The organism is Kitasatospora sp. NPDC088264 (assembly GCF_040685715.1).
Taxonomy (GTDB): Bacteria; Actinomycetota; Actinomycetes; order Streptomycetales; family Streptomycetaceae; genus Kitasatospora.
Genome location: NZ_JBFBIR010000073.1, coordinates 1 through 23,302 on the forward strand (window position 1 = coordinate 1; position 23,302 = coordinate 23,302).

24 protein-coding genes are annotated in these 23,302 nt (G+C 72.4%); 5 read left to right on the forward strand and 19 right to left on the reverse strand.

The window, feature by feature from the left end:
- Window positions 1–121 precede the first annotated feature (121 nt).
- The 4 genes from AB0O82_RS34240 to leuA all read right to left on the reverse strand — a co-directional run bounded on the left by AB0O82_RS34240 (window position 122) and on the right by leuA (window position 4,676).
- Complete coding sequence (locus tag AB0O82_RS34240) at window positions 122–961, reverse strand: isoprenyl transferase (protein ID WP_363369948.1); 840 nt, start codon at window positions 959–961, stop codon at window positions 122–124.
- 4 nt (window positions 962–965) lie between these two features.
- On the reverse strand, window positions 966–1,712 hold the full coding sequence (gene recO / locus AB0O82_RS34245) for a DNA repair protein RecO (RefSeq protein ID WP_063347510.1): 747 nt from the start codon (window positions 1,710–1,712) through the stop codon (window positions 966–968).
- A 264-nt stretch (window positions 1,713–1,976) separates the two neighbouring features.
- Window positions 1,977–2,519, reverse strand: coding sequence for a TerB family tellurite resistance protein (locus tag AB0O82_RS34250; RefSeq protein ID WP_350878207.1), 543 nt, complete (start codon window positions 2,517–2,519; stop codon window positions 1,977–1,979).
- Between the two features lie 360 nt (window positions 2,520–2,879).
- On the reverse strand, window positions 2,880–4,676 hold the full coding sequence (leuA, locus tag AB0O82_RS34255; RefSeq protein WP_350878208.1) for a 2-isopropylmalate synthase: 1,797 nt from the start codon (window positions 4,674–4,676) through the stop codon (window positions 2,880–2,882).
- A 330-nt stretch (window positions 4,677–5,006) separates the two neighbouring features.
- On the opposite strand from leuA, the gene AB0O82_RS34260 reads away from it, so the two are divergent.
- Both AB0O82_RS34260 and AB0O82_RS34265 read left to right on the forward strand, forming a co-directional pair.
- Entirely contained in the window at window positions 5,007–6,029 is a 1,023-nt protein-coding gene (locus AB0O82_RS34260; RefSeq protein WP_363588239.1) for a M4 family metallopeptidase, read from the forward strand.
- Window positions 6,030–6,186: 157 nt separating this feature from the next.
- A complete protein-coding gene (locus tag AB0O82_RS34265; protein ID WP_063351090.1) occupies window positions 6,187–6,453 on the forward strand; it encodes a protealysin inhibitor emfourin in 267 nt (88 codons plus the stop codon).
- Window positions 6,454–6,528: 75 nt separating this feature from the next.
- Here the strand turns inward: AB0O82_RS34265 and era are convergent, their stop codons facing one another.
- From era to hrcA, 14 genes are all read right to left on the reverse strand, one after another.
- Window positions 6,529–7,458, reverse strand: coding sequence for a GTPase Era (gene era / locus AB0O82_RS34270; RefSeq protein WP_363588241.1), 930 nt, complete (start codon window positions 7,456–7,458; stop codon window positions 6,529–6,531).
- A 59-nt stretch (window positions 7,459–7,517) separates the two neighbouring features.
- Entirely contained in the window at window positions 7,518–7,667 is a 150-nt protein-coding gene (locus AB0O82_RS34275; RefSeq protein WP_363588243.1) for a hypothetical protein, read from the reverse strand.
- Between the two features lie 161 nt (window positions 7,668–7,828).
- On the reverse strand, window positions 7,829–8,182 hold the full coding sequence (locus tag AB0O82_RS34280; RefSeq protein ID WP_063351091.1) for a hypothetical protein: 354 nt from the start codon (window positions 8,180–8,182) through the stop codon (window positions 7,829–7,831).
- A gap of 31 nt (window positions 8,183–8,213) precedes the next feature.
- A complete protein-coding gene (locus AB0O82_RS34285) occupies window positions 8,214–8,759 on the reverse strand; it encodes a DUF4383 domain-containing protein (protein ID WP_363588245.1) in 546 nt (181 codons plus the stop codon).
- Window positions 8,760–8,803: 44 nt separating this feature from the next.
- A complete protein-coding gene (locus AB0O82_RS34290; protein ID WP_063351092.1) occupies window positions 8,804–9,040 on the reverse strand; it encodes a hypothetical protein in 237 nt (78 codons plus the stop codon).
- A gap of 33 nt (window positions 9,041–9,073) precedes the next feature.
- The gene (locus AB0O82_RS34295; RefSeq protein WP_063347516.1) at window positions 9,074–10,399 is read right to left on the reverse strand and encodes a hemolysin family protein; all 1,326 of its coding nucleotides are present in this window, start codon (window positions 10,397–10,399) and stop codon (window positions 9,074–9,076) included.
- Between the two features lie 19 nt (window positions 10,400–10,418).
- A complete protein-coding gene (gene ybeY / locus AB0O82_RS34300; protein WP_063347517.1) occupies window positions 10,419–10,913 on the reverse strand; it encodes an rRNA maturation RNase YbeY in 495 nt (164 codons plus the stop codon).
- 14 nt (window positions 10,914–10,927) lie between these two features.
- The gene (locus AB0O82_RS34305; RefSeq protein ID WP_363588278.1) at window positions 10,928–11,944 is read right to left on the reverse strand and encodes a PhoH family protein; all 1,017 of its coding nucleotides are present in this window, start codon (window positions 11,942–11,944) and stop codon (window positions 10,928–10,930) included.
- A 278-nt stretch (window positions 11,945–12,222) separates the two neighbouring features.
- Window positions 12,223–13,146: a ribonuclease Z gene (locus AB0O82_RS34310; protein WP_363588246.1), complete on the reverse strand. Its 924-nt coding sequence runs from the start codon at window positions 13,144–13,146 to the stop codon at window positions 12,223–12,225.
- A 5-nt stretch (window positions 13,147–13,151) separates the two neighbouring features.
- The gene (locus tag AB0O82_RS34315; protein WP_363588248.1) at window positions 13,152–13,505 is read right to left on the reverse strand and encodes a histidine triad nucleotide-binding protein; all 354 of its coding nucleotides are present in this window, start codon (window positions 13,503–13,505) and stop codon (window positions 13,152–13,154) included.
- A gap of 119 nt (window positions 13,506–13,624) precedes the next feature.
- Window positions 13,625–16,861: a PDZ domain-containing protein gene (locus AB0O82_RS34320; protein WP_363588250.1), complete on the reverse strand. Its 3,237-nt coding sequence runs from the start codon at window positions 16,859–16,861 to the stop codon at window positions 13,625–13,627.
- 70 nt (window positions 16,862–16,931) lie between these two features.
- Window positions 16,932–17,681 (reverse strand): 16S rRNA (uracil(1498)-N(3))-methyltransferase, encoded by a 750-nt coding sequence (locus tag AB0O82_RS34325; protein ID WP_363588252.1) that lies wholly within the window; start codon window positions 17,679–17,681, stop codon window positions 16,932–16,934.
- 110 nt (window positions 17,682–17,791) lie between these two features.
- On the reverse strand, window positions 17,792–18,931 hold the full coding sequence (dnaJ, locus tag AB0O82_RS34330; RefSeq protein ID WP_350878218.1) for a molecular chaperone DnaJ: 1,140 nt from the start codon (window positions 18,929–18,931) through the stop codon (window positions 17,792–17,794).
- Between the two features lie 76 nt (window positions 18,932–19,007).
- Window positions 19,008–20,042, reverse strand: coding sequence for a heat-inducible transcriptional repressor HrcA (gene hrcA, locus AB0O82_RS34335; RefSeq protein WP_063347523.1), 1,035 nt, complete (start codon window positions 20,040–20,042; stop codon window positions 19,008–19,010).
- 263 nt (window positions 20,043–20,305) lie between these two features.
- Between hrcA and htpX the strand changes: the two genes are divergently transcribed.
- Genes htpX through AB0O82_RS34350 form a run of 3 tightly spaced genes read left to right on the forward strand, consistent with a single transcriptional unit; the run spans window position 20,306 to window position 22,713 of the window.
- Window positions 20,306–21,226: a zinc metalloprotease HtpX gene (htpX, locus tag AB0O82_RS34340; RefSeq protein WP_363588254.1), complete on the forward strand. Its 921-nt coding sequence runs from the start codon at window positions 20,306–20,308 to the stop codon at window positions 21,224–21,226.
- 50 nt (window positions 21,227–21,276) lie between these two features.
- Window positions 21,277–21,861, forward strand: a complete 585-nt coding sequence (locus AB0O82_RS34345; protein ID WP_363588256.1) for a hypothetical protein — start codon at window positions 21,277–21,279, stop codon at window positions 21,859–21,861.
- 24 nt (window positions 21,862–21,885) lie between these two features.
- Window positions 21,886–22,713: a DUF3097 domain-containing protein gene (locus AB0O82_RS34350; RefSeq protein ID WP_363588258.1), complete on the forward strand. Its 828-nt coding sequence runs from the start codon at window positions 21,886–21,888 to the stop codon at window positions 22,711–22,713.
- Window positions 22,714–22,719: 6 nt separating this feature from the next.
- On the opposite strand, the gene AB0O82_RS34355 is transcribed toward AB0O82_RS34350, so the two are convergent.
- On the reverse strand, window positions 22,720–23,277 hold the full coding sequence (locus AB0O82_RS34355; protein ID WP_363588260.1) for a Uma2 family endonuclease: 558 nt from the start codon (window positions 23,275–23,277) through the stop codon (window positions 22,720–22,722).
- Window positions 23,278–23,302 lie beyond the last annotated feature (25 nt).

Here is a 23,302-nt window from a genome sequence, read left to right on the forward strand (position 1 = left end):
GGCGGGGGCGGCGGCGGTGTCCGGGGCGGGGGGCAGGCCGGTGCGGGCGGCGGTGCGGTAGGCGGCCAGGGCGTCGGCGGTCACGGTGGTGCGGGCTTCGCCGTACCGCCGCCGTACCGCGTCAGCGCTGGGTGGGCAGGTCCAGCGGCTCGGGCACCTCGTTCGGGATCGCCCCGCCGAAGCGGCGGTCGCGCCTCGCGTACTGCTCGCAGGCACGCCACAGGTCGCGGCGGTCGAAGTCCGGCCAGAGCACGTCCTGGAACACGAACTCGGCGTACGCGGACTGCCAGAGCAGGAAGTTGGAGGTGCGCTGCTCGCCGCTGGGGCGCAGGAACAGGTCCACGTCCGGCATGTCCGGGTGGTACATGTACTTGGCGAGGGTCTTCTCGTTGACCTTCTTCGGGTCCAGCTTCCCGGCGGCGACGTCGGCCGCGAGGGCCGCCGCGGCGTCCGCGAGCTCGGCCCGGCCACCGTAGTTGACGCACATGTAGAGCGTGACGGCGTCGTTGTCCTTGGTCTGCTCCTCGGCGACCTGGAGCTCCTGGACGACGCTCTTCCACAGCTTCGGCATCCGGCCCGCCCAGCGGACCCGCACGCCCATCGCGTCCATCTCGTCGCGGCGGCGGTGGATGACGTCCCGGTTGAAGTTCATCAGGAACTTCACCTCGTCGGGCGAGCGCTTCCAGTTCTCGGTGGAGAACGCGTACAGCGAGATGTTCTTCACGCCGAGCTCGATCGCGCCCTTGAGGACGTCCAGCACGACCGACTCGCCGACCTTGTGGCCCTCGGTGCGGGGCAGCCCGCGCTCCTTGGCCCAGCGGCCGTTGCCGTCCATCACGATGGCGACGTGGCCGGGGACCAGCTCGCCGGGAATCTTCGGGGGCTGTGCGCCACTGGGGTGCGGGGTCGGGGGGAGGTACTCCCTCTGTTTGCCGCCGCCGAAGAGCCGTCGCGCTGCCATGTGCTCACTTCTCCACGTATCTCATCGAGCGGATGCCCCGCTCCAAATGCCACTGCAGATAGGCCGCGACCAGGCCGCTGCCCTCCCGCCAGTACCTCGGCTCGCAGGAATCGGCCGTCTGCCAGTCCCCTGACAGCAGCGCCCCGAGCAGTACCAGTGTCTCAGGGGAGGGTACGGCACATCCGGGCACTCGGCAGTCCGGGCAGAGGACCCCGCCCGCGGGAAGGGAGAAGAAACGGTTCGGCCCCTCCAGCCCGCATTTGGCGCAGTCCGTGAAGCTCGCGCCGTACCCGTTCACCGCGAGCGAGCGCAGCAGGAATGCGTCCATCACCAGGTGCGACTCGTGCAGCCCGGCCGCCAGCGTGCGCAGGGCGCCCACCAGCAGCAGGTACTGCTGGACGGCCGGTTCGCCCTCGTTCTCGGCGAACCGCTCGGCCGTCTCCAGCATCGCCGTCCCGGCGGTGTAGCGGCCGTAGTCGGTGACGATCGAACCGCCGTACGGCGCGATCGTCTCCACCTGGGTGCACAGCGGCAACCCACGGCCGATCAGCTCACTCCCCCGGCTGAAGAACTGCACGTCCACGTGCGAGAACGGCTCCAGACGGGCGCCGAACTTGGACTTGGTCTTGCGCACCCCGCGCGCCACCGCCCGCACCTTGCCGTGGTGCCGGGTCAGCAGGGTGATGATCCGATCGGCCTCGCCGAGCTTCTGCGCCCGCAGCACGACGCCGTCGTCCCGGAAAAGACTCATGGGAGCCATTCTCCCCCACGGCACGCCCCGGCCGCCGACAGCCGTGTTGCCCGCACCGAGTCCGTGGGGGAGGACCGAGCGGTGCGGGTCACGGCGGGCCCGGAGGGGGATTTCGGGCCCGTTTTGTGGGGGATCGGAGATGGCTCGGGGGTTGCGCGGCGGGCCCGGCACTGCGGAGCGGGCCCGGTACTGCGGAGAAGGTCCGGGTTACTGCGGAGAAGGTCCGGGTTACTGCGGAGAGGTCCGGGTTACTGCGGAGAAGGTCTAGTACGGAGCCCGGGTCGCCGCCTCCAGCAGCGCCCCGACCCGCGACTGCGGTAGATCCAGACAGCGCCCGACCGCGGCCAGCGCCTCGCGCTCCTGCGGCAGGTAGCGCCCGTCGGACAGGGCGATCGCCGCGCCCTGCAGCAGCAGCCGCTCCCGGCCCTGGTGGGCCAGGTGCGGGGCGAGCGGTTCGAGCACCGCGTGCAGTTCCACGGCCAGGCCGCCGGCCATCCCGTGGGCGTCGTAGAGTTCGCCGCCGAGCCCGGACAGCGCGGCGAGCGCGGCCAGCACCTGGGCCTCGCCGCAGTCCTCGAACCCGGCCTCGCGCACCGCCGTGCAGGCCGCCTCGCGGGCCGCGCGGTGCGCGGTGCCGCCGGCCGCGAGCAGGGCGAGCGCGATGGTGTACTGCGCGTCCCGCAGCATCGCGCCGAGCCGTACGGAGGTGGGCTGTTCCAGGCTCTCGACGCCGTAGCGGCCGTGGCAGCTGGTGCACTGCACGCTGCCGATCACCGGGCCGAGCGGGGCCACCGGGGTCCCCAGCAACCGCAGCCACCGCCGACCGTGCTGTCGGCGGTAGTTGCGGTCCCCGCCACAGCCCGGACAGAAGAAGTCACCGAGAACGTCAGTCCGCCACCGCGGGCGAACACCCCACAACCTGGTCACGGCGCCACTCCCCAGACATGGCAGACGGCCTGCACAACAATGGGCAGGTCACGCGACCGGACACCGAGGCCGTCCCACCGACCCGGCTTTCCGGTGGATCGATGTTGCCATGGTTACCGGCACGTGTCAGTACCTCGAACGGCTTCCGACCCGAAAAAATGTGGCGCAGGACACAACTGGCCCCAGGCGCGGCGAAGGGCCGCCCCGGAGGACGGCCCCGCCACATCTCACTCGTACGAACTACCCGCGCTGCGCCCGGTTGACGGCGCTGATGATCGCCTTCAGCGAGGCCAGCACGGTGTTGCCGTCGATGCCGACGCCCCACAGCACCTTGCCGTCCACCGCGCACTCGACGTACGCGGCGGCCTGGGCGTCGCCGCCCTCGCTCAGCGCGTGCTCGGCGTAGTCCAGGACGCGGACGTCCAGGCCGATCCGGGCCAGCGCGTCCGTGAAGGCGGAGACCGGGCCGTTGCCGACACCGGTCAGGGTCACCGGTACCGAGTCCACCAGCGCGCCGGCGATCAGCGCGTCCCGGCCGTCCTCGGTGGTCAGGGTGCGCGAACCGCTCAGCGAGATCCGGCCCCACGGGTTGTCCGGGGTCGGCAGGTACTCGTCCTCGAAGACCCGCCAGATCTCGGCCGGGGTGACCTCGCCGCCCTCGGCGTCGGTCTTGGCCTGGATGATCCGGGAGAACTCGATCTGCATCCGGCGCGGCAGGTCCAGCTTGTGGTCGTTCTTCAGGACGTACGCCACACCGCCCTTGCCGGACTGGCTGTTGACCCGGATGACCGCCTCGTAGGTGCGGCCGACGTCCTTCGGGTCGATCGGCAGGTACGGCACGCCCCAGGTGTGCTCCCCCACCGGGACGCCCGCCGCCGCGGCGTCCGCCTCCAGGGCGTCGAAGCCCTTCTTGATGGCGTCCTGGTGCGAGCCGGAGAAGGAGGTGTACACCAGGTCGCCGGCGTACGGGTGGCGCGGGTGCACCTCCATCTGGTTGCAGTACTCGGCGGTGCGGCGCACCTCGTCGATGTCGGAGAAGTCGATCTGCGGGTCGATGCCCTGCGAGAACAGGTTCATGCCCAGGGTCACCAGGTCGACGTTGCCCGTCCGCTCGCCCTGGCCGAACAGGCAGCCCTCGATGCGGTCCGCGCCCGCCATGTAGGCCAGTTCGGCGGAGGCGACGGCGGTGCCGCGGTCGTTGTGCGGGTGCACCGACAGGCAGACGAACTCGCGGCGCGACAGGTTGCGCGACATCCACTCGAACTGGTCGGCCTGCACGTTCGGGGTGGCCCGCTCGATGGTGGCCGGCAGGTTCAGGATGATCTCGCGGCCCTCGCCCGGCTGCCAGACGTCCATGACCGCCTCGCAGACCTCCAGCGCGAAGTCCAGCTCGGTGTCCACGAAGATCTCCGGCGAGTACTGGTAGCCGAAGACGGTCTCCTCGCCCAGCAGCTTCTCGGCGTACTCCATCACCAGCCGGGTGCCGTCGGTGGCGATCGCCTTGGTCGCGGCCCGGTCGTTGCGGAACACCACCCGGCGGAACAGCGGCGCCGTCGCGTTGTACAGGTGGACCGTCGCGCGCGGGGCGCCGACCAGCGACTCGACGGTCTTCTCGATCAGCTCCTCGCGGGCCTGCGTCAGCACCGAGATGGTGACGTCCTCGGGGATCGCCCCCTCCTCGATCAGCGACCGCACGAAGGCGTGGTCGGTGGCGCCGGAGGACGGGAAGCCGACCTCGATCTCCTTGTAGCCCATCGCGACCAGCAGGTCGAACATCTTGCGCTTGCGGGCCGGGGACATCGGGTCGATCAGCGCCTGGTTGCCGTCCCGCAGGTCGGTGGAGAGCCAGCGCGGCGCCTTGGTGATCACCTTGCTCGGCCAGGTGCGGTCCGGCAGGTCGACGGTGTCGAACGGCAGGTAGCGCCCGTACCGCATGCCGGAGGGCAGCTGGCGCACGGACGCGGCGGTGATCGGGGTGGGGCGGTCGACGAAGGCGCGACCGGCGGGGATGGGCGCGGCGGAGCTCTGCTCGGTCATGGAATGACTCTCGGCTTCCTGTGATGCGTGGTGCGGGGGCGGGTCGGGGTGGTCAACACCGACTGGCCGGCAGCTGCCGCTCGCGACCCTCCGTTGGATCGCCGGATGACGCGCACAGCTCGATCCCCGCGGCGAGGGAGCCGGCCCTGTGGACTACAGGCCCTCGACGCGGCAGCTAAGAAGAAGCAGCCCGTTGCGCATGATGGCCCCAGCGTAACCCAGGGCCGCGCGCCCCCGAAGTGATCCGGGCCACCGTTCCACCCCTTGAGACACCGACCGGTCACGCCAAGAGTGGTGACAACCGGTCATCGAGGCCTCACCCTGGGCCACATGACTGCAGCAGTTCCGATCTGCGCGATCGTCCCGCCGTACGTCCTGGACCGCCTCGCCGAGGCCGGTCACGAGCCCGCCGTCCGCTCCCTCCTGCTCGACACCGCGCACCGCGCGGCCCGCCTCGCCCCTCCCCCGCCCGTCAGCACCGGCCCGACCCCCAGCCGGCTGATCGCCGACACCGCCCACAGCCAGCGGCTGCCCGGCCGGACCGTCCGCACCGAGGGCCAGGCCCCGGTCGCCGACCAGTCCGTCAACCACGCCTACGACGGCCTCGGCGACACCTTCGCCCTGTACGCCACCGTCTTCGGCCGCCGCTCGATCGACAACCGGGGGCTGCGCCTGGACGCCACCGTGCACTACGGCCAGGACTACGACAACGCCTTCTGGAACGGCCACCAGATGGTCTTCGGCGACGGCGACGGCGAGATCTTCGGCGACTTCACCGCCTGCGTCGACGTCATCGGCCACGAACTCACCCACGGCGTCACCCAGTTCACCGCCGGCCTGCAGTACCAGGACCAGCCCGGCGCGCTCAACGAGTCGGTCTCCGACGTCTTCGGCTCGCTGGTCAAGCAGCACTCGCTGGGCCAGGACGCCGCCCACGCCGACTGGCTGATCGGCGCCGGCCTGCTCGCCCCCGGCATCCAGGGCGTGGCGCTGCGCTCGATGAAGGCCCCCGGCACCGCCTACGACGACCCCCGGCTCGGCAAGGACCCGCAGCCCGCGCACATGCGGGACTACGTGGACACCACCGACGACAACGGCGGCGTGCACATCAACTCCGGCATCCCCAACCACGCGTTCTACCTGCTGGCCACCGCCCTCGGCGGCCAGGCCTGGGACCGCGCCGGGCGGATCTGGTACGACGCCCTGACCGGCGGCCGGCTGGCCGCCGACGCCGACTTCACCGCCTTCGCCCGAGCCACCGTGGCCGCCGCCAAGGCCCGCTACCCCGACCAGTCCTCGGTGGCGGACACCGTGACGGCCTCCTGGGCGCAGGTGGGCGTCAGCCCCGGCTGAACCCCTCAGGCGGCCCCGGCCGAACCCCTCAGGCCTCGGCGGCGGCCCCGACGACGGCCCCGACCGAGGACCGGTTGAGACCGGGTTGAGCCGCGCTTAAGGTCACGGTCCGGGAAAAGACCGGCAAACTCCCTCCCCTGGTAGCACCATGGACACCATGCGTATCCAGGTGACCCGGACCGGCGGCTTCGCGGGGATCGTCCGCCATGCGGAACTCGACACCGTCGACCGCACGGACGCCCCGCACGTCCACGCGCTCGCCCGCGAGGCCGTCGCGGGCGGGCTGCGGGCGCCCTCGTACGGGGTGCCGGACGGCTTCCACTACGAGATCACCGTCGACGGCCGGACGGTCTACTGCGCCGACCCGAAGCTCACCGACTCGCAGCGCGAGCTGGTGTCGCTGGTCCTGCGCGAGGGCGCGTAGCCCCACCGGCCCCCGGACCCGCCGAAGGCCCGCCCGATCGACGGATCCGGGCGGGCCTTCGGCGGGAACCGGGGCTCAGAAGCCGAGCTTGCGCAGCTGCTTCGGGTCGCGCTGCCAGTCCTTGGCCACCTTGACGTGCAGGTCCAGATAGACCGGCGTGCCGAGCAGCGCCTCGATGTGCTTGCGGGCGGTGGTGCCGACGTGCTTGAGCCGCGCGCCCTTGGCGCCGATGACGATCGCCTTCTGGCTCTGCCGCTCGATGTAGACGTTGGCGTGGATGTCCAGCAGCGGGCGGTCCGCCGGGCGGCCCTCGCGCGGGAGCATCTCCTCGACCACGACGGCCAGCGAGTGCGGCAGCTCGTCCCGGACGCCCTCCAGGGCGGCCTCGCGGATCAGCTCCGCGACCATGATCTGCTCGGGCTCGTCGGTGAGGTCGCCGTCCGGGTAGAGCGGCATGCCCTCCGGCAGCAGCTTGGTGATCAGGTCGCCGACCAGTTCCACCTGCTTGTCGCCGACGGCCGAGACCGGGATGATCTCGGCCCACTCGATGCCCAGTTCCTCACCGAGCTGGTGGATGGCGATCAGCTGCTCGGCGAGCCGCTTGGAGTCGACCAGGTCGGTCTTGGTGACGATGGCGACCTTGGGGGTCTTCTTGACCTCGGCGAGTTCCTTGGCGATGAACTTGTCGCCGGGGCCGAGCTTCTGGTCGGCGGGCAGGCAGAAGCCGATCACGTCGACCTCGGCCCAGGTGCTGCGGACCAGGTCGTTGAGGCGCTCGCCGAGCAGGGTGCGCGGCTTGTGCAGGCCGGGGGTGTCGACCAGGACGAGCTGGGAGTCCGGGCGGTGCACGATGCCGCGCACGGTGTGCCGGGTGGTCTGCGGGCGGTCGGAGGTGATCGCGACCTTCGTCCCCACCAGAGCGTTGGTCAGGGTCGACTTGCCCGCGTTGGGTCGGCCGACGAAGCACGCGAAGCCGGAGCGGTACGAGGAGGAAGGGGCACTCATGTGCTCCATTCTCCCTGATCACCGGAGTCGCGCTGTCCGGGCCCGCCCGCACCGCCCGATCAGCCCTTGCGGCCACCCCGCGTGACCACCGACATCACCACCAGCAGCACCAGAAAGGCGACCGAACCCCAGAGCCAGTACGGCGAGCCGGTCTCCTGCCACTTGCCCATCCCCATCACGAACAGCAGCAGCCCGGCGAAGAACGCCACCGCCCCCATGTGCCCAGCCCCCTCACCGAGTTCACTCCCCCGGTGAGACTATCGGCTCGGTTCGGGCAGGTGTTCGCCAGGCCGCCGCCATCGCCCGCCGCAGCGGGCCCCAGCAGACCCGCTGCGGGCCGCGGCATCAGGCCGGCGGGCCCCAGCCGCCCTCAGCGGGCCTCGGCCGCCACCCGCAGCGTCCCGTCCACACCGGCCAGCAGCACGGGCGTCCCGGCCCCGCCGAGGTCCCGGACGGCCGCCAGGTCGGCCTCGGCCGGCTGCTCCGCCTCGCTCACCACGGCCGCCGCCTCCAGCGACTTCGCACCGCTGGCCACCGCCATCGCCACCGCCGTCTGCAGCGCGCTCAGCCGGAGCGACTCCAGCGCGACCGTCCCGGCCACGTACGTCCGGCCGGTCTCGTCACGCACCGCGGCCCCCTCGGCGACGCCGTTGCGGGCGCGGGCCGAGCGGGCCAGGGTGATGATCTTCTTGTCTTCGGGGTCGAGCTCGACGATGTCACTCATGCCGCCGAGCATAGGCGGCCCCCGCGGCCGCTCAGTGGCCGACCGGGTGGGTCGGACCGGGGTTCGGATTGAGGACCTTGACGAAGGTCTTCGGCCCGGACGGCCTCGCCGTCTCGTGCTCCGCGCGCTCGCGCCAGAACGGGTTGTCGTGCGGCAGGTGGCTGCTCACCCGGCCGTACATCCCGAAGGTCGTCAGGATCACCCCGAAGATGAAGGCGAACAGCACGTTCGACATCCGGAAGTTCAGGATGTTGGCGTCCGGCCGCCCGAGCACCGCCAGGCCGTAGAAGCCGGACAGGACGAACAGCACGCCGACCACCATGTTCAGGTTGGACGCGAAGTTGCCGCCGATCACCGCCCCCGCCACCAGGATCGCGCCCGCCACGATGGACAGGATGCTCAGCGCCCCGTTGGTCGACAGCCCGGCGATCCGGTCACCGTGGGTGGCCAGGAAGCCCGGGTGATCGGCCAGCCCCAGGCACCCGAACACGATCAGGAAAATCCCCCCGAGCCCCGCCCCGATCCGCCACACCGTGGCGAGCCGGCTGTTCACGGGCAGTTCGTCTTGCAGCTTCATGGTGACCTCCACCATGGCCTGGCCGGCCTGCCGGCCACGCCGGCCTAGCTGTAGGGATGGCTCCCCTGCATGTGCGGCACCTCGTGCATGTAGAGCGAACCGCACTGCTGGCAGCAGCGCAGCCCGGTGCCCCACTCCTGCTCGGGCCGCGTCTCGGCGTCGTCGGCCAGGCTACGGCCGCAGAGCGCCGTCGCGGGGTCGCCGTCGCGCACCACGTGCCAGACCTTGACCCCGCCGGTCGCACCCTGCGGGCCGTACTCCGCGCGAAGTTGATGCGTCATGCTGTCCATGGTCGCTCCGCCGGGGCGCGACCGCTACTCGCCGGGTTCCGCCCCGGCCTCCGCGGCCTTGCGGACCGGGGTCGCGACCATCGAGCCGATCCGGTTGCGGCGCCCGGCCGAGGACTCGGCGGTCAGCAGGATGCCGGTCAGCCCGGTGCCGGCGGGCTCGGGCAGCGGGATCTCGCAGGCCGAGCCGGGGATCGGCACCCGGCCGAGGTGCTTGGCCAGCAGGCCGCCGACGGTCTCGACGTCCTCGTCCTCCAGCTCGATGCCGAAGAGCTCGCCCAGGTCCTCCACCAGCAGCCGGGCGGTGATCCGGTACGAGCCGTCGCCGAGGTCCTCCACCGGCGCGATCTCCCGGTCGTACTCGTCGGTGATCTCGCCGACGATCTCCTCCAGGACGTCCTCGATGGTGACCAGGCCGGCCGTGCCGCCGTACTCGTCGATCACGATCGCCACGTGCGAGCGGCGCTGCTGCATCTCGCGCAGCAGGTCGCCGGCCGGCTTGGAGTCCGGTACGAAGACGGCCGGGCGCATCACCGCGCCGACCTCCTCGGACTCCGCCTCCCGGTTGATGTGGGTACGCCGGACCAGGTCCTTCAGGTAGACGATGCCGACCACGTCGTCCTCGCTGTCCCCGACCACGGGGATCCGCGAGAAGCCCGAGCGCAGCGCCAGGGTGAGCGCCTGCCGGACGGTCTTGTGCCGCTCGATCATCACCAGGTCGGTGCGCGGCACCATCACCTCGCGGACGATGGTGTCGCCCAGCTCGAAGACGGAGTGCACCATCCGGCGCTCCTCGTCCTCGATCAGGTCGTCCTTCTCGGCGAGGTCGACCAGCGCCCGCAGTTCGGCCTCGGAGGCGAACGGCCCCTCCCGGTAGCCCTTGCCCGGGGTCAGCGCGTTGCCGAGCAGGATCAGCAGCCGCGGGATCGGGCCGAGCACCGCGGCCAGCGGCAGCAGCACGAAGGAGGCGGCGGTCGCGGTGGTGAGCGGGTGCTGGCGCCCGATCGTGCGCGGCGAGACCCCCACCGCGACGAAGGACACCAGCACCATCACGCCGAACGCCAGCAGCACGGCCTGCCAGATCGGCTCCACGTTGCGCACGCACACCACGGTGACCAGGACGGCCGCCGCCATCTCGCTGGCCACCCGGATCAGGGTCGCCAGGTTGAGGTAGCGGATCGGGTCGGAGGCGACGGTCAGCAGCCGGGCCGAGCCGCGCCGCCCGGCCCGCACGGCCTCCTCCGCGCGGAACCGGGAGACCCGGGAGATGCCCGCCTCGGCGCACGCGGCCAGCCAGCCGAGGACGACGAGGAGCACGGCACCGAGGATGAAGCTCGTACTTTCACCACTCACAGGGGTTCGGGCTCCGCGCTCAGTGGGTGGTGGGGGCCGGGGAGAGACCACCGAGGCCCCGGCCGGCCCGCCAGTCGTCCAGGATGCGCTTCTGGAGGGCGAACATCTCCTCCTCCTCCTCGGGCTCCTCGTGGTCGTACCCGAGGACGTGCAGCACCCCGTGGACGGTGAGCAGTTGGAGCTCCTCGTCCATCGAGTGCTTGGAGGGGGCCGCCTTGCCCTGCTGCTCGGCGACCTCCGGGCAGAGCACGATGTCGCCGAGCAGGCCCTGCGGCAGTTCCTCGCCCTCCTTGCCGGGGCGAAGCTCGTCCATCGGGAAGGACATCACGTCGGTGGGGCCGGGGAGGTCCATCCACTGGATGTGCAGCTCCTCCATCGCCGCTCCGTCCACCAGGATCACGGACAGTTCGGACTGCGGGTGGATCCGCATCTTGTCCAGGGCGAAGCGGGCGACGTCGAGGATGGCTTCCTCATCGGCGTCCCAACCGGACTCGTTGGCGATGTCGATCGACATGACGGGCTGCGTACTCAGCTTTCGGTGCGATGGGACTGACGGGGTGCGCGGGAGCCGCGCCGCTGGGCCGGCTTGCGGGCGGGCGAGGAGTTCTCCTCGGCCTCCTGCTTGGCGTCCCAGCGTTCGTAGGCGTCCACGATCCGGCCGACCAGCTTGTGGCGGACCACGTCGGTGCTGGTGAGGACGGAGAAGTGGATGTCGGGCACGTCGGCCAGGATGTCCTGGACGACCTTGAGGCCGCTGCGGGTGCCGCCCGGGAGGTCGATCTGGCTGGTGTCGCCGGTGACCACCACCCGGGAGTTGAAACCGAGGCGGGTGAGGAACATCTTCATCTGCTCGGGCGAGGTGTTCTGGGCCTCGTCCAGGATGATGAAGGCGTCGTTGAGGGTGCGGCCGCGCATGTACGCCAGCGGCGCGACCTCGATGGTGCCGGCCGCCATCAGGCGCGGGATGGAGTCCGGGTCCATCATGTCGTGCAGCGCGTCGTACAGCGGGCGCAGGTACGGGTCGATCTTCTCGTAGAGGGTGCCGGGCAGGAAGCCCAGCCGCTCCCCCGCCTCGACGGCCGGGCGGGTCAGGATGATCCGGTTGACCTCCTTGGCCTGGAGGGCCTGGACGGCCTTGGCCATCGCGAGGTAGGTCTTGCCGGTGCCGGCCGGGCCGAGGCCGAAGACGATCGTGTGCTTGTCGATCGCGTCGACGTAGCGCTGCTGGTTGAGGGTCTTGGGGCGGATCGTGCGGCCCCGGTTGGACAGGATGTTCGCGGTGAACACCTGGGACGGCGCCGGGCTGTCCGGGTCCTCCGCGGCACCGCGGAGCATGGCGATGGAGCGCTCCACGGAATCCTCCGTCAAGGGCTGGCCGGTGCGCAGCACCAGCATCATCTCGGTGAAGAGCCGCTGCACGAGGGCGACCTCGGCGCGCGCTCCGGTGGCGGTCACCTCGTTGCCGCGGACGTGGATGTCGGCGGCGGGGAAGCCCTGCTCGATCACGCGCAGCAGCGAGTCCGCCGTGCCGAGCAGGGTGACCATCGGGTGCTTCTCGGGGATGACGATCCGGGCGCTGACGCGACCGTCGTCGGCCGGTTCGGGGCGCGACTGTCCGTTCGTACGGGTCTGCGATGTGTCACTCATAGGTCGGCGCTGGGCCTGCCTCATCCCATCCGTGGTGTCGTGTGCCGATCGGTCTCTCCGGGGCACCAGGGTACGCCGCGCACGTGGTCGCCGCGGCGGGCGGCGGGGCCGCACCCGACGATGCTGCGGCAGATCGGGGGGCGGCGCGAGCGCTTTTCACGGGGTGCGGGCCGGGTTCACGGCTGGCGCCGGACGGGGACGGGCACCCGGGTGAGGTCGGCGGCGATCACCAGCTCGCCGTCGAAGTGTTTGCGGGCGTCGGCCAGGTGCTGGCCGAGGTCCGGGTAGCGCTGGGAGAAGTGGGTCAGCACCAGGGTGCGCACACCGGCCTCGGCGGCGGCCTTGGCGGCCTGCCCGGCGGTGAGGTGGCCGTGCTCCTCGGCGAGCCGGGCGTCGGCGTCGGCGAAGGTCGACTCGGCGACCAACAGGTCGGCGCCCTCGGCGAGTTCGTACACGCCGTCGCAGAGCCGGGTGTCCATCACGAAGGCGAAGCGCTGGCCCGGCCGGGGCTCGCTGACCTCCTCCAGGGTGACCCGCCGGCCGTCCGCCTCGATCGCCCCCTCGTGCTGGAGGCGGCCGACCGCGGGGCCGAAGACGCCCAGCGCGGCGAGGCGTTCGGGCACCAGGCGGCGGCCGTCCGGCTCGGACAGCCGGTAGCCGAAGGACTCCACGGGGTGCGACAGCCGCACGGCGTCCAGCGCGAAGCGGGCACCGGGCGCGGGCAGCGGGCCCGGCTCGTCGATCGGCCGGGGCCGCAGGACGGCCGTCTCGTGGTAGGCGGTGGCGTGCCGCAGCCGCTCGAAGTAGACCTCGCCGGAGGCCGGGAAGTAGACGTCCACCGGGTGGGGGACGCGGTCCAGGTTGATCCGCTGGATCACCCCGGCGAGGCCCAGGCAGTGGTCGCCGTGGAAGTGCGTCACGGCGATCCGGGTGATCTGGGTGGCCGAGACGCCGGCCAGCAGCATCTGCCGCTGGGTGCCCTCGCCGGGGTCGAACAGCAGGCCCTCGCCGTCCCAGCGGAGCAGGTAGCCGTTGTGGTTGCGGTGCCGGGTGGGCACCTGGCTGGCGGTGCCGAGGACGACGAGTTCGCGCTGTGACACGTAGGTCAGACCATGTTCTCGGTCATCGGCTTGCCGCCGAGCACGTGGACGTGGGCGTGGAAGATCGTCTGGCCGGCGCCGGCGCCGGTGTTGAAGATCAGCCGGTAGTCCTCGATGCCCTCGTCCCTGGCCACCGCGCCCGCCTCGGCGAGGAGTTCACCGGCGATCTCCGGCTCGGCGGCGGCCAGCGCGGCGGCGTTCGGGTAGTGGACGTGCGGGATGACCAGGACGTGCAGCGGCGCCTTGGGGGCGATGTCGCGGAAGGCGAGGACGCGCTCGGTCTTGCGCACCACGGTCGCCGGGATCTCGCCCGCAACGATCTTGCAGAACAGGCAGTCGGGTTGCGGCTCGCCGGCCATCGGCTTCTCCTCGGTTCGTGTCTGGTCTGGGGCCGTACGGGCGCAGCCTAGCGGGAAGTCGGCCGGGCCGACCTCCCGTTCGGCTGCTCTCCCGCCCGCCGGGGCGGCGGGGGCGCGCCCTACGCCCAGGGCATCGGCGGGGCCGTGCGGGGCGGGGCCGCGGCGAGCGCGGCGAGGGCGATCCGGACGCCCTCGGCCAGCTGCGGGTCCTCGCCGGCGGCCCACTGGTGCGGGGCCATCGGCACCTCGACGTCCGGGTCGACGCCGTGGTTCTCCACGCCCCAGCCGTAGTTCTCCAGCCAGTACGCGTACTTGGGCTGGGTGACCAGGGTGCCGTCGACCAGGTGGTAGCGGCTGTCGATGCCGATCACCCCGCCCCAGGTGCGGGTGCCGACCACCGGGCCGATGCCGAGCGTCTGGATGACGGCGTTGACGACGTCGCCGTCCGAGCCGGAGAACTCGTTGGCGAGCGCGACGACCGGCCCGCGCGGGGCGTCGAGGGGGTAGGGCACCGGGTGGTCGGTGTCCCGGATGGCGTTCCAGCCGACGATCCGGCGGGCGAGCTTCTCGATCACCAGCTGCGAGGTGTGGCCGCCGCGGTTCTCCCGGACGTCGACGATCACGCCGTCCCTGGCCAGTTCCACGGCCAGGTCGCGGTGGATCTGGGCCCAGCCGGCCGACTGCATGTCGGGGATGTGCAGGTAGCCGAGCCGGCCGCCGGACAGCTCGCGCACCGCGGCCCGCCGCCCGGCCACCCAGTCGTGGTAGCGCAGCGGCTCCTCGTCGGCGATCGGGACGACCACCGGGTGGCGCCGGTCGGTGCCGTCCTTGCCGGCCACGGTCAGCTCGACCGGCTGCCCGGCGGTGCCGGCCAGCAGCGGGGCCGGGCCGGTGACCGGGTCCACCGGGCGGCCGTTGACGGCGAGGACCGCGTCGCCCGGGCGGATCGCGGCGCCGGGCGCGGCCAGCGGCGAGCGGGCCCGGGGGTCGGAGGACTCGCCGGGCAGGATGCGGGCGATCCGCCACCGGTCGCCGTCCTTGGCGAGGTCCGCGCCGAGCAGGCCCTGGCGCCGGGCCGGCTCGGTGTACCGGCCGTACGGGATGACGTAGGCGTGCGAGGTGCCGAGTTCGCCGTGCACCTCCCAGAGCAGGTCGACCAGGTCGTCGTGCGAGCCGAGGCGTTCCACGAGCGGCCGGTAGCGGTCCAGCACGCCGGCCCAGTCGACGCCGCCGAGGTCGGGGCGCCAGAAGTTGTCGCGCATCAGGCGGCCGTTCTCGGCGTACATCTGCCGCCACTCGGCGGCCGGGTCGACGGTGACCCGCAGCCGGGCCAGGTCGACGCCCACCTCGTCGTCCTCACCACCCGCCTTGTGCTCGGCCGGGACGATCCGCAGCTCGCCCCCGTCCAGCACGGCCACCCGGGTGCCGTCCCCGCTGACCGCGAAGCCGTCCACGCCGTGCACCAGTTGCTCGACGCGGCGCTTCTTCAGGTCGAAGCGCTCCAGCACCGGCCGGGGCCGCTCGTCCTCGGGCGAGGCCGCCTCGTCGCCGAGTTCGCCGAGCAGCGGGGCGCGGGTCCACAGCACGCCGTCCTTGGCCGCCCTGAGCGCGTCGAACCGGCCGCCCTCGACCGGGAACGGGACGATCCGGTCCGCAATGCCGTCCAGGTCGACCCTGGTCACCGGCGCGGCGTCGCCGGCGGCCTCCTCGCCGTCCGCCCTCCTGCCGCGCAGCTCGTCCTCCTCCCCGCCGAGCGGGCGCCCGGCCCGCTGCGGCCCGAACGGGGACGGCGTGTCGGCGGCCAGCGTGATCAGGTACGGGCGGCAGCCGTTGGGGAACGACAGGTCGAAGACGTGCGAGTCGTAGACCGGGTCGAGGTTGCGCACCGACAGGAACGCCAGGTAGCGGCCGTCCGCGGTGAAGGCCGGCGAGGTGTCGATGAAGCGCTCCTGGGTGACCTCGCCGACCGTCCGGGCCACCAGGTCGGCCAGCACGATCTGGCGCAGCGAGTACGGGCCCAGCCGGTGCACCGGCCGCGACCAGGCCAGCCAGGCCGAGTCCGGGCTGAAGGCCAGCCCACTGACCTCGCCGTCGGCGCTGCGGTCCAGCTCGTGCACGGTGCCGTCGGCGAGCGCGACCAGCAGGACCCGGCCGTCGTGCACGCCGAGCGCGGCCTGCTTGCCGTCCGGGGACACCGCCAGGGAGTTGACCCGGCCGATCCGCCCGGCGGCCAGCCGGCGGCGCTCGGCGCCCTGCGCGTCGGGGGCGAACTCCAGGGCGTCCTCGCCCTCGGCGTCGGACACCCACAGCACGCCCTGGGCGCCGTCCTCGCCCGGCACCACCCGGGCCAGCCGCCCGCGCACCCCCGGGGTCTCGTCCAGCACCCGGGCCGGGCCCTCGCGGTGGGTCAGCCAGTGCACGTCGCCGCGCACCACCACGGCGCCGGCCCGGCCGGTGCGGTCGGGGGCGGCGGACTCCAGCCAGTGCGCGGCGTGCACCGGGCGGGGGCGGCGGCCGCTGCGCGGGCCGGCCAGCCGGATGTCGAGGCGGCGGGGCGCGGCTCCCGCCAGGTCGTCCAGCAGCCAGACGTCGCCGGCCCGGTGGAACACCGTCCGGGTGCCGTCGGTGCCGGCGTTGCGGGCGTAGAAGCCGTCCGGGTCGGTGGTGTGGCGGCGCAGGTCGGAGCCGTCCGGGAGGCTGGAGTAGAGCTCACCGACGCCCTCGTGGTCGGAGAGGAAGGCGATCCGGTCCCCCACCCACAGCGGCGAGTCGAGCTGGCCGTCCAACTCCTCGTGGACGCGGACGAATGCGTCCCGCCCGATCCACAACTTGCCCGCCCGGCCGCCCCGGTAGCGCTTCCACCAGGCCGGCTCGCGGTTGTTGACGGTGCCCAGCAGCACGCGGTCGCCGCCCAGCTCGAAGGCGAGCCCGCCGACCGGCCCGTACGGCAGCCGCACCGACTCGCCGCCGTCCAGCGGCACGGCGTGCGCCCAGCTGCGGCGCAGGGTCGCCTCGCCGGCGGTGGTGAGGGCGATCGGGCGCCCGTCGGCCGTCCAGCCCCGCACCTCGGTCTGCTCGCTGCCCCAGTGGGTGAGCCGCCGGGACGGCCCGCCGTCCACCGGCACCACGTGCACCTCGGGCGCGCCGTCCCGGGTGGAGGTGAAGGCGATGTGCCGCCCGTCGGGGGCGAACCGGGGGTGCCGGACGGGCACGTGATCGGCCGTCAGCCGCCAGGCCCGGCCACCGTCCAGCGGGGCCAGCCAGACGTCGTCCTCGGCGACGAAGGTGACCAGGTCACCGTGCAGATGGGGGTGGCGCAGGTAGGCGCCCGCAGAGGTGCTCAGGGGTTCCGTCACGCGGTCAGCGTAGGCACGTGCGCGCACGGCGCGGGCCGGTTCGGGCAGACTCCGACCGCACGGGCGCCGGCTACGACCAGCGGCCGGTGCGCCCCAGCAGCAGGGCGCCGGCGGCCACCCCGGCGGTGGAGGTGCGCAGCACCGAGGGGCCCAGCCGGTACGGCCCGGCACCCGCCTCGGCGAACGCGGCCAGCTCCTCCGGGGAGACCCCGCCCTCCGGGCCGACCACCAGCACCACGTCCCCGGCCGCGGGCAGCGCGGCCAGCGCCAGCGGCTCGGCGCCCTCCTCGTGCAGCACGGCGGCGAACGCGGCCCCGGCCAGCAGCGGCGCCAGCTGCCGGGTGGTCGCCGGCTCGCGCACCTCGGGGAAGCGCAGCCGGCGGGACTGCTTGCCGGCCTCCCGGGCGGTGGCCCGCCACTTGGCGAGCGCCTTGGCGCCCCGGTCGCCCTTCCACTGCGTGATGCAGCGCGAGGCGGCCCACGGGACGATCACGTCCACGCCGACCTCGGTCATGGTCTCCACCGCGAGCTCGCCGCGGTCGCCCTTGGGCAGCGCCTGGACGACGACGATCCGCGGCGCCGGCTCGGGCTCCCGGCGGACGGCGGCCACCGTGACGTCGATCGCGTCCTTGCCGAGCACCGCGGCGACCGTCCCGTCCACCCCGAGGCCCAGCCCGTCGGCGAGGGTCACCGCCTCGCCCGCCGCCAGCCGCCTCACCGCGGCCGCGTGCCGCCCCTCCGGCCCGTCGAGGCGCACCACGGAGCCGGGCGCGGCGGCGGCGATCCGCTCGGTCTCGACGACGAAGACGGGGGCGGTCATGCGGGGAACCTCCGGGGGTGGGGCGGATCGGGAACGCGAAAGGGGCGCCGGGCAGAACCCGGCACCCCCGCGCGGACGGCCAGGGCCCAGTAGCGGCCCCGGCCTAGGGCCTAGCGGCCGTTGAACGCGTCCTTGAGGCGCGAGAACAGGCCCTGCTGGCCCGGCGCGAACTGGCCGGACGGCCGCTCCTCGCCGCGCAGCACCGCGAGCCGGCGCAGCAGCTCCTCCTGCTCGGGGTCGAGCTTGGTGGGCGTCTGCACCTCGACATGCACTATCAGGTCGCCCCGGCCGCCGCCGCGCAGGTGCGTGATGCCGCGGCCGTGCAGCGGGATCGACTGGCCGGACTGGGTGCCGGGCCGGATGTCGACCTCCTCCAGCCCGTCCAGGGTCTGCAGCGGCACCTGGGTGCCGAGGGACGCGGCCGTCATCGGGATGGTGACGGTGCAGTGCAGGTCGTCCCCGCGCCGCTGGAAGACGGTGTGGGTGGTCTCGGCGATCTCGACGTACAGGTCGCCGGCCGGGCCGCCGCCGGGGCCGACCTCGCCCTCGCCGGCCAGCTGGATCCGGGTGCCGTTGTCGACACCGGCCGGGATCTTGACGGTCAGGGTGCGCCGGGCGCGGACCCTGCCGTCGCCGGCGCACTCCGGGCACGGGGTCGGCACGACGGTGCCGAAGCCCTGGCACTGCGGGCAGGGACGGGAGGTCATGACCTGGCCCAGGAACGACCGGGTGACCTGGGAGACCTCGCCCCTGCCGCGACACATGTCGCAGGTCTGCGCGGAGGTGCCGGGGGCCGCGCCCTCGCCGCTGCACGTGGTGCAGGTGACGGCGGTGTCGACCTGGAGTTCCTTGGTGGTGCCGAAGGCGGCCTCCTCCAGGGTGATCTCCAGCCGGATCATGGCGTCCTGGCCGCGGCGGGTGCGCGAGCGCGGGCCGCGCTGGCCGGCCGCGGCGCCGAAGAAGGCGTCCATGATGTCGGAGAAGCCGAAGCCGGCCGCCCCCGCGCCGAAGCCGCCCGCGCCCCCGCCGCCCGGCGAGAGCGGGTCACCTCCGAGGTCGTAGACCTGGCGCTTCTGCGGGTCGGAGAGCACCTCGTAAGCGGCGTTGATCTCCTTGAACCGCTCCTGCGTCTTCGGGTCCGGGTTGACGTCCGGGTGCAGTTCGCGTGCCAGGCGCCGGAAGGCCTTCTTGATCTCGTCCTGCCCCGCATCCCGTCGGACGCCGAGTACCGCGTAGTAGTCCGTGGCCACCAAATGCTCCGCTTGTTCCGCCTGTAGTAGTGCTGCGACTGGACACCGCCGTCAGAGGTTCCGACGGCGGCCTGTGCTACGACTCGGCCAGGATCTGGCCCACGTACCGCGCCACCGCACGCACCGCCCCCATTGTGCCCGGATAGTCCATCCGGGTCGGACCGATCACACCCAGTTTGGCCACGCTCTCGTCGCCCGAACCGTAGCCGACCGACACCACCGAGGTGGAATTCAGCCCCTCGTAGGCGATCTCCCGCCCGATCCGGACCGTCATCGCGGCGTCCGCCGTCTCACCCAGGAGGCGGAGCAGGACGACCTGCTCCTCCAGGGCTTCCAGCACCGGCTGGATGGTCAGGGGGAAGTCGTGCCCGAAGCGGGTCAGGTTGGCCGTGCCGGCCAGCATGATCCGCTCCTCGTTCTGCTCGGCGAGCGCTTCGAACAGCGTCGCCAGGACCGTGCTGACGGTCGGGCGGTCCGGCGGCTCGAAACCCGCCGGGAGCTCCTCCAGGAACCCCGGCACGTCCGGCAGCCGCTGGCCGACGGCCCGCGCGTTGATCCGGGCCCGCAGGTCTGCCAGGACCGTCTCGCCGACCGGGCCCGGGCAGTCGACCATCCGCTGCTCGACCCGGCCGGTGTTGGTGATCAGGACCAGCATCACCTTGGTCGGGGCCAGCGCCACCAGCTCGATGTGCCGGACGGTGGACCGCGACAGCGAGGGGTACTGCACCACCGCGACCTGTCGGGTGAGCTGGGCGAGCAGCCGCACCGTCCGCATGACCACGTCGTCCAGGTCGACGGCGCCGTCCAGGAAGTGCCGGATCGCCCGGCGCTCGGGGGCGCTCATCGGCTTGACCTCGGCGAGCTTGTCGACGAACAGGCGGTACCCCTTGTCGGTGGGGATGCGCCCGGCGCTGGTGTGCGGCTGGTGGATGTAGCCCTCCTCCTCCAGCGCCGCCATGTCGTTGCGGACGGTCGCCGGGGAGACTCCGAGGTTGTGCCGCTCCACCAGGGCCTTGGAGCCGACCGGCTCCTCGGTGCCCACGTAGTCCTGGACGATCGCGCGGAGCACGGCGAGCTTGCGGTCGTCCAGCTGGCGAACCTCACCGGCCATGGGGCACACACCTCCGTCTTCGCACGTTGTCCGTTCGTGTCACGCATGCTGCTGCCCGCTCCGGGAGGATCCCGGCTCCGGCACCCGCTTTGGCACTCTGAACCTGCGAGTGCCAAAACCGTACCTGCCAGTGTAAGGCCCGGGCCCAACGGCAGGAACGGCCCGGCCGGAGTGATCCTGCCCGCAGTTCCCGGCGCGGGGGTGGTGCCGCGGGGCCGTCCGGGTGGCAGCATCGAAGACGACGGCGAATGGAGGAGCAAGCAATGTCGAGCTCGGGCCAGCACACCCGTTTCGCGCCCGACCGCGGTCTGACCGGCCGCATGGTCGTGACGATGTTCGTGATCGGGCTGCTGTACGTCGGTTTCACCGGTCTGCTGATCGTGCTGCTGCGCGGCGCCTGGCCACTGATCGTCCTGATCTCCGGCGGGCTGTTCGTGGCCCAGTTCTGGTTCAGCGACAAGATCACCGAACGGGCGATGGGCGCCCACCAGGTGACCCCTGAGCAGTACCCGCAACTGCACGGCACCATCGACCGGCTCTGCGCGCTGGCCGACATGCCCAAACCCCGGGTGGCGGTCGCCGACAACGACATGCCGAACGCCTTCGCCACCGGCCGCAACCCGCAGAACGCCGTGGTGTGCGTCACCACCGGCCTGCTGCGACGGCTGGAGCCCGAGGAACTGGAGGGCGTCCTCGCCCACGAGCTGTCCCACGTCGCCCACCGGGACGTCGCGGTGATGACCATCGCCGGCTTCCTCGGCGTCCTCGCCGGGGCCATGACCCGGATCGCCATGTACGGCGGGTTCATGGGCGGCAACCGCAACAACAACGACCAGAACGCGGCCATCGTCGCCCTGATCATCCCGCTGGTGTCGATGGTCGTCTACGCCATCAGCTTCCTGCTCACCCGGCTCCTGTCCCGCTACCGGGAACTCGCCGCCGACCGCGCCGCCGCCCAGCTCACCGGCCGGCCCAGCGCCCTCGCCTCCGCGCTCACCAAGGTCACCGGCCAGATCGCCGCCATCCCCAGCAAGGACCTGCGCCAGGCGCAGCCCTACAACGCCTTCTACTTCGCCCCCGCGCTGAGCGCCCGGGAGACCGCCTCCCAGCTGTTCTCCACCCACCCGACGCTGGAGAAGCGCCTGGAGCAGCTGGCGAAGATCTCCGAGCAGCTCGGCCGCTGAGGCCCCGCCCCCCTGCCGCCCTCCCGACTCCCTCCTCCGAAAGGACCGCCGTGGGAATCCTGGACACCCTGTTCGGGCGCACCAAGCCCGTCAAGCCCGACCTCGACCAGCTGTTCGGCGTCCCGTCCGCCGCCCTCACCCTGGAGGCCGGGGCCGGGTTCACCCCCACCGGGCTCGGCTCGGTCTGCTTCGCCGCCGTCGAGGGCGCGGCCTTCGGTCAGGTCGAACAGCAGGTACGGGCGCTGCTCGACGCCGACACCGAGCGCGGCGGCGTCCCGGTGGAGGCCTCCAAGGACGGCTACGGCTACTCCTGGCTGCTCGCCCGGCACACCCCCGAGGAACTGCCGGACCTGGTCAACGACCTGCACGCGGTCAACAGCGAGCTGGAGGCGAACGGCTTCGGGCCGCAGCTGCTCTGCTCGCTGGTCGGCTTCCGCAACCCGGACGGGCAGTCGCTGGCCCTGGTCTACCTCTACAAGCGCGGCACCTTCTACCCCTTCGCCCCGATGCCCGGCGGCGGGGAGCGGCGCAACAGCCCGCTGGAGCTCCAGGTCAACGCGATGCTCGGGAACGACCTGCGGCTGGAGAAGGACCTCAGCCGCTGGTTCCCGGTCTGGGGCGCGCCGGGCCTCTGACGGTCCGTCCGTATAGTCGCTTTCATGCGCAGCCGCCAGTACGGACCCGACCTGACCCCGCCGTGGAAGAAGCAGCAACCCGCCCCGGAGGTGACCGCCGAACGGGACCTGGTGGTGGAGGAGGCCGTCACCGGCTTCTGCGGCGCGGTGGTGCGCTGCGAGAAGACCGCCGAGGGCTTCACCGTCACCCTGGAGGACCGCTTCGGCAAGCTCCGGGTGTTCCCGCTGGTGCCGCGCGGCTTCCTGCTGGAGGGCCGGACGGTCACCCTGGTGCGCCCGGCCGGCCCCGCCCCCTCCCGTACGCCGGGCCGCACCGCCTCCGGCTCCGTCGCCGTCCCCGGCGCCCGGGCCCGGGTCGCCCGCGAGTCGCGGATCTACGTCGAGGGCCGGCACGACGCCGAACTGGTCGAGCGGGTCTGGGGCGACGACCTGCGGATCGAGGGCGTGGTCGTCGAGTACCTGGAGGGCGTGGACGACCTGCCCGCGATCGTCGCCGACTTCGCCCCCGGCCCGGGGCGGCGCCTCGGCGTCCTGGTCGACCACCTGCTCCCCGGCACCAAGGAGCAGCGCATCGCCGCCCAGGTCACCGGCGACGCCGTCCTGGTCGTCGGCCACCCCTACATCGACATCTGGCAGGCCGTGAAGCCCGCCTCCGTCGGCATCGCCGGCTGGCCCGCCGTCCCGCGCGGCGAGGAGTGGAAGGAGGGCGTCTGCCGCCGCCTCGGCTGGCCGGTGAACACCCCCGCCGCCTGGAAGCGGATCCTCTCCACGGTGGACAGCTACAAGGACCTGGAGCCGGAACTGCTGGGCAAGGTCGAGGAGTTGATCGACTTCGTGACGGTTCCGGAGTGAGGCCGATCAGACGTACTGCTGAAAGTCCGTGGTGTCCAGATCGATCTCAAGCAGGCTGACGGGGACGGGCTCGCCGAACTTGCTGGTCCGCTCGGACATGTACCTCGGGAGGCCGGACCCGGGATCCCTACCCAACTCGGTCAGCAGCACGCAGACCCCCTTGATCGGGTCCACGATCAGGTACGCGGGGACGGAGCCCTCGGCGTAGAGCTCCCGCTTGGTCCGGTAATCACGATCGACACTGGTCTTCGACACCACCTCGACCACCAGGGTGACGGCGGGCGACGGCAGCAGTCGTCCGTGCTCCTGGACCGCCCCGCGTTCGAAGACGACCAGGTCGGGCTGGGGTTCGCTCGCCTGGCCGGGGATCCCCAGGTCCTGGGTCGTGAGTGGACGCCACCGACCATACGGAAGCTGGTGCTGAATCGCCAGGACGATGAGATTGTGGACCATGTCAGGCCCCGCCATCATCACGATTTCCCCCCTGATGAGTTCGGCCTTGATGCCCTCCGGCACCTCCAGGTTCTCGAAGATCCCGGTCATCCGATCATCGATGGCGGTCATCGCACGCTCCCTCCGACGGCTGACA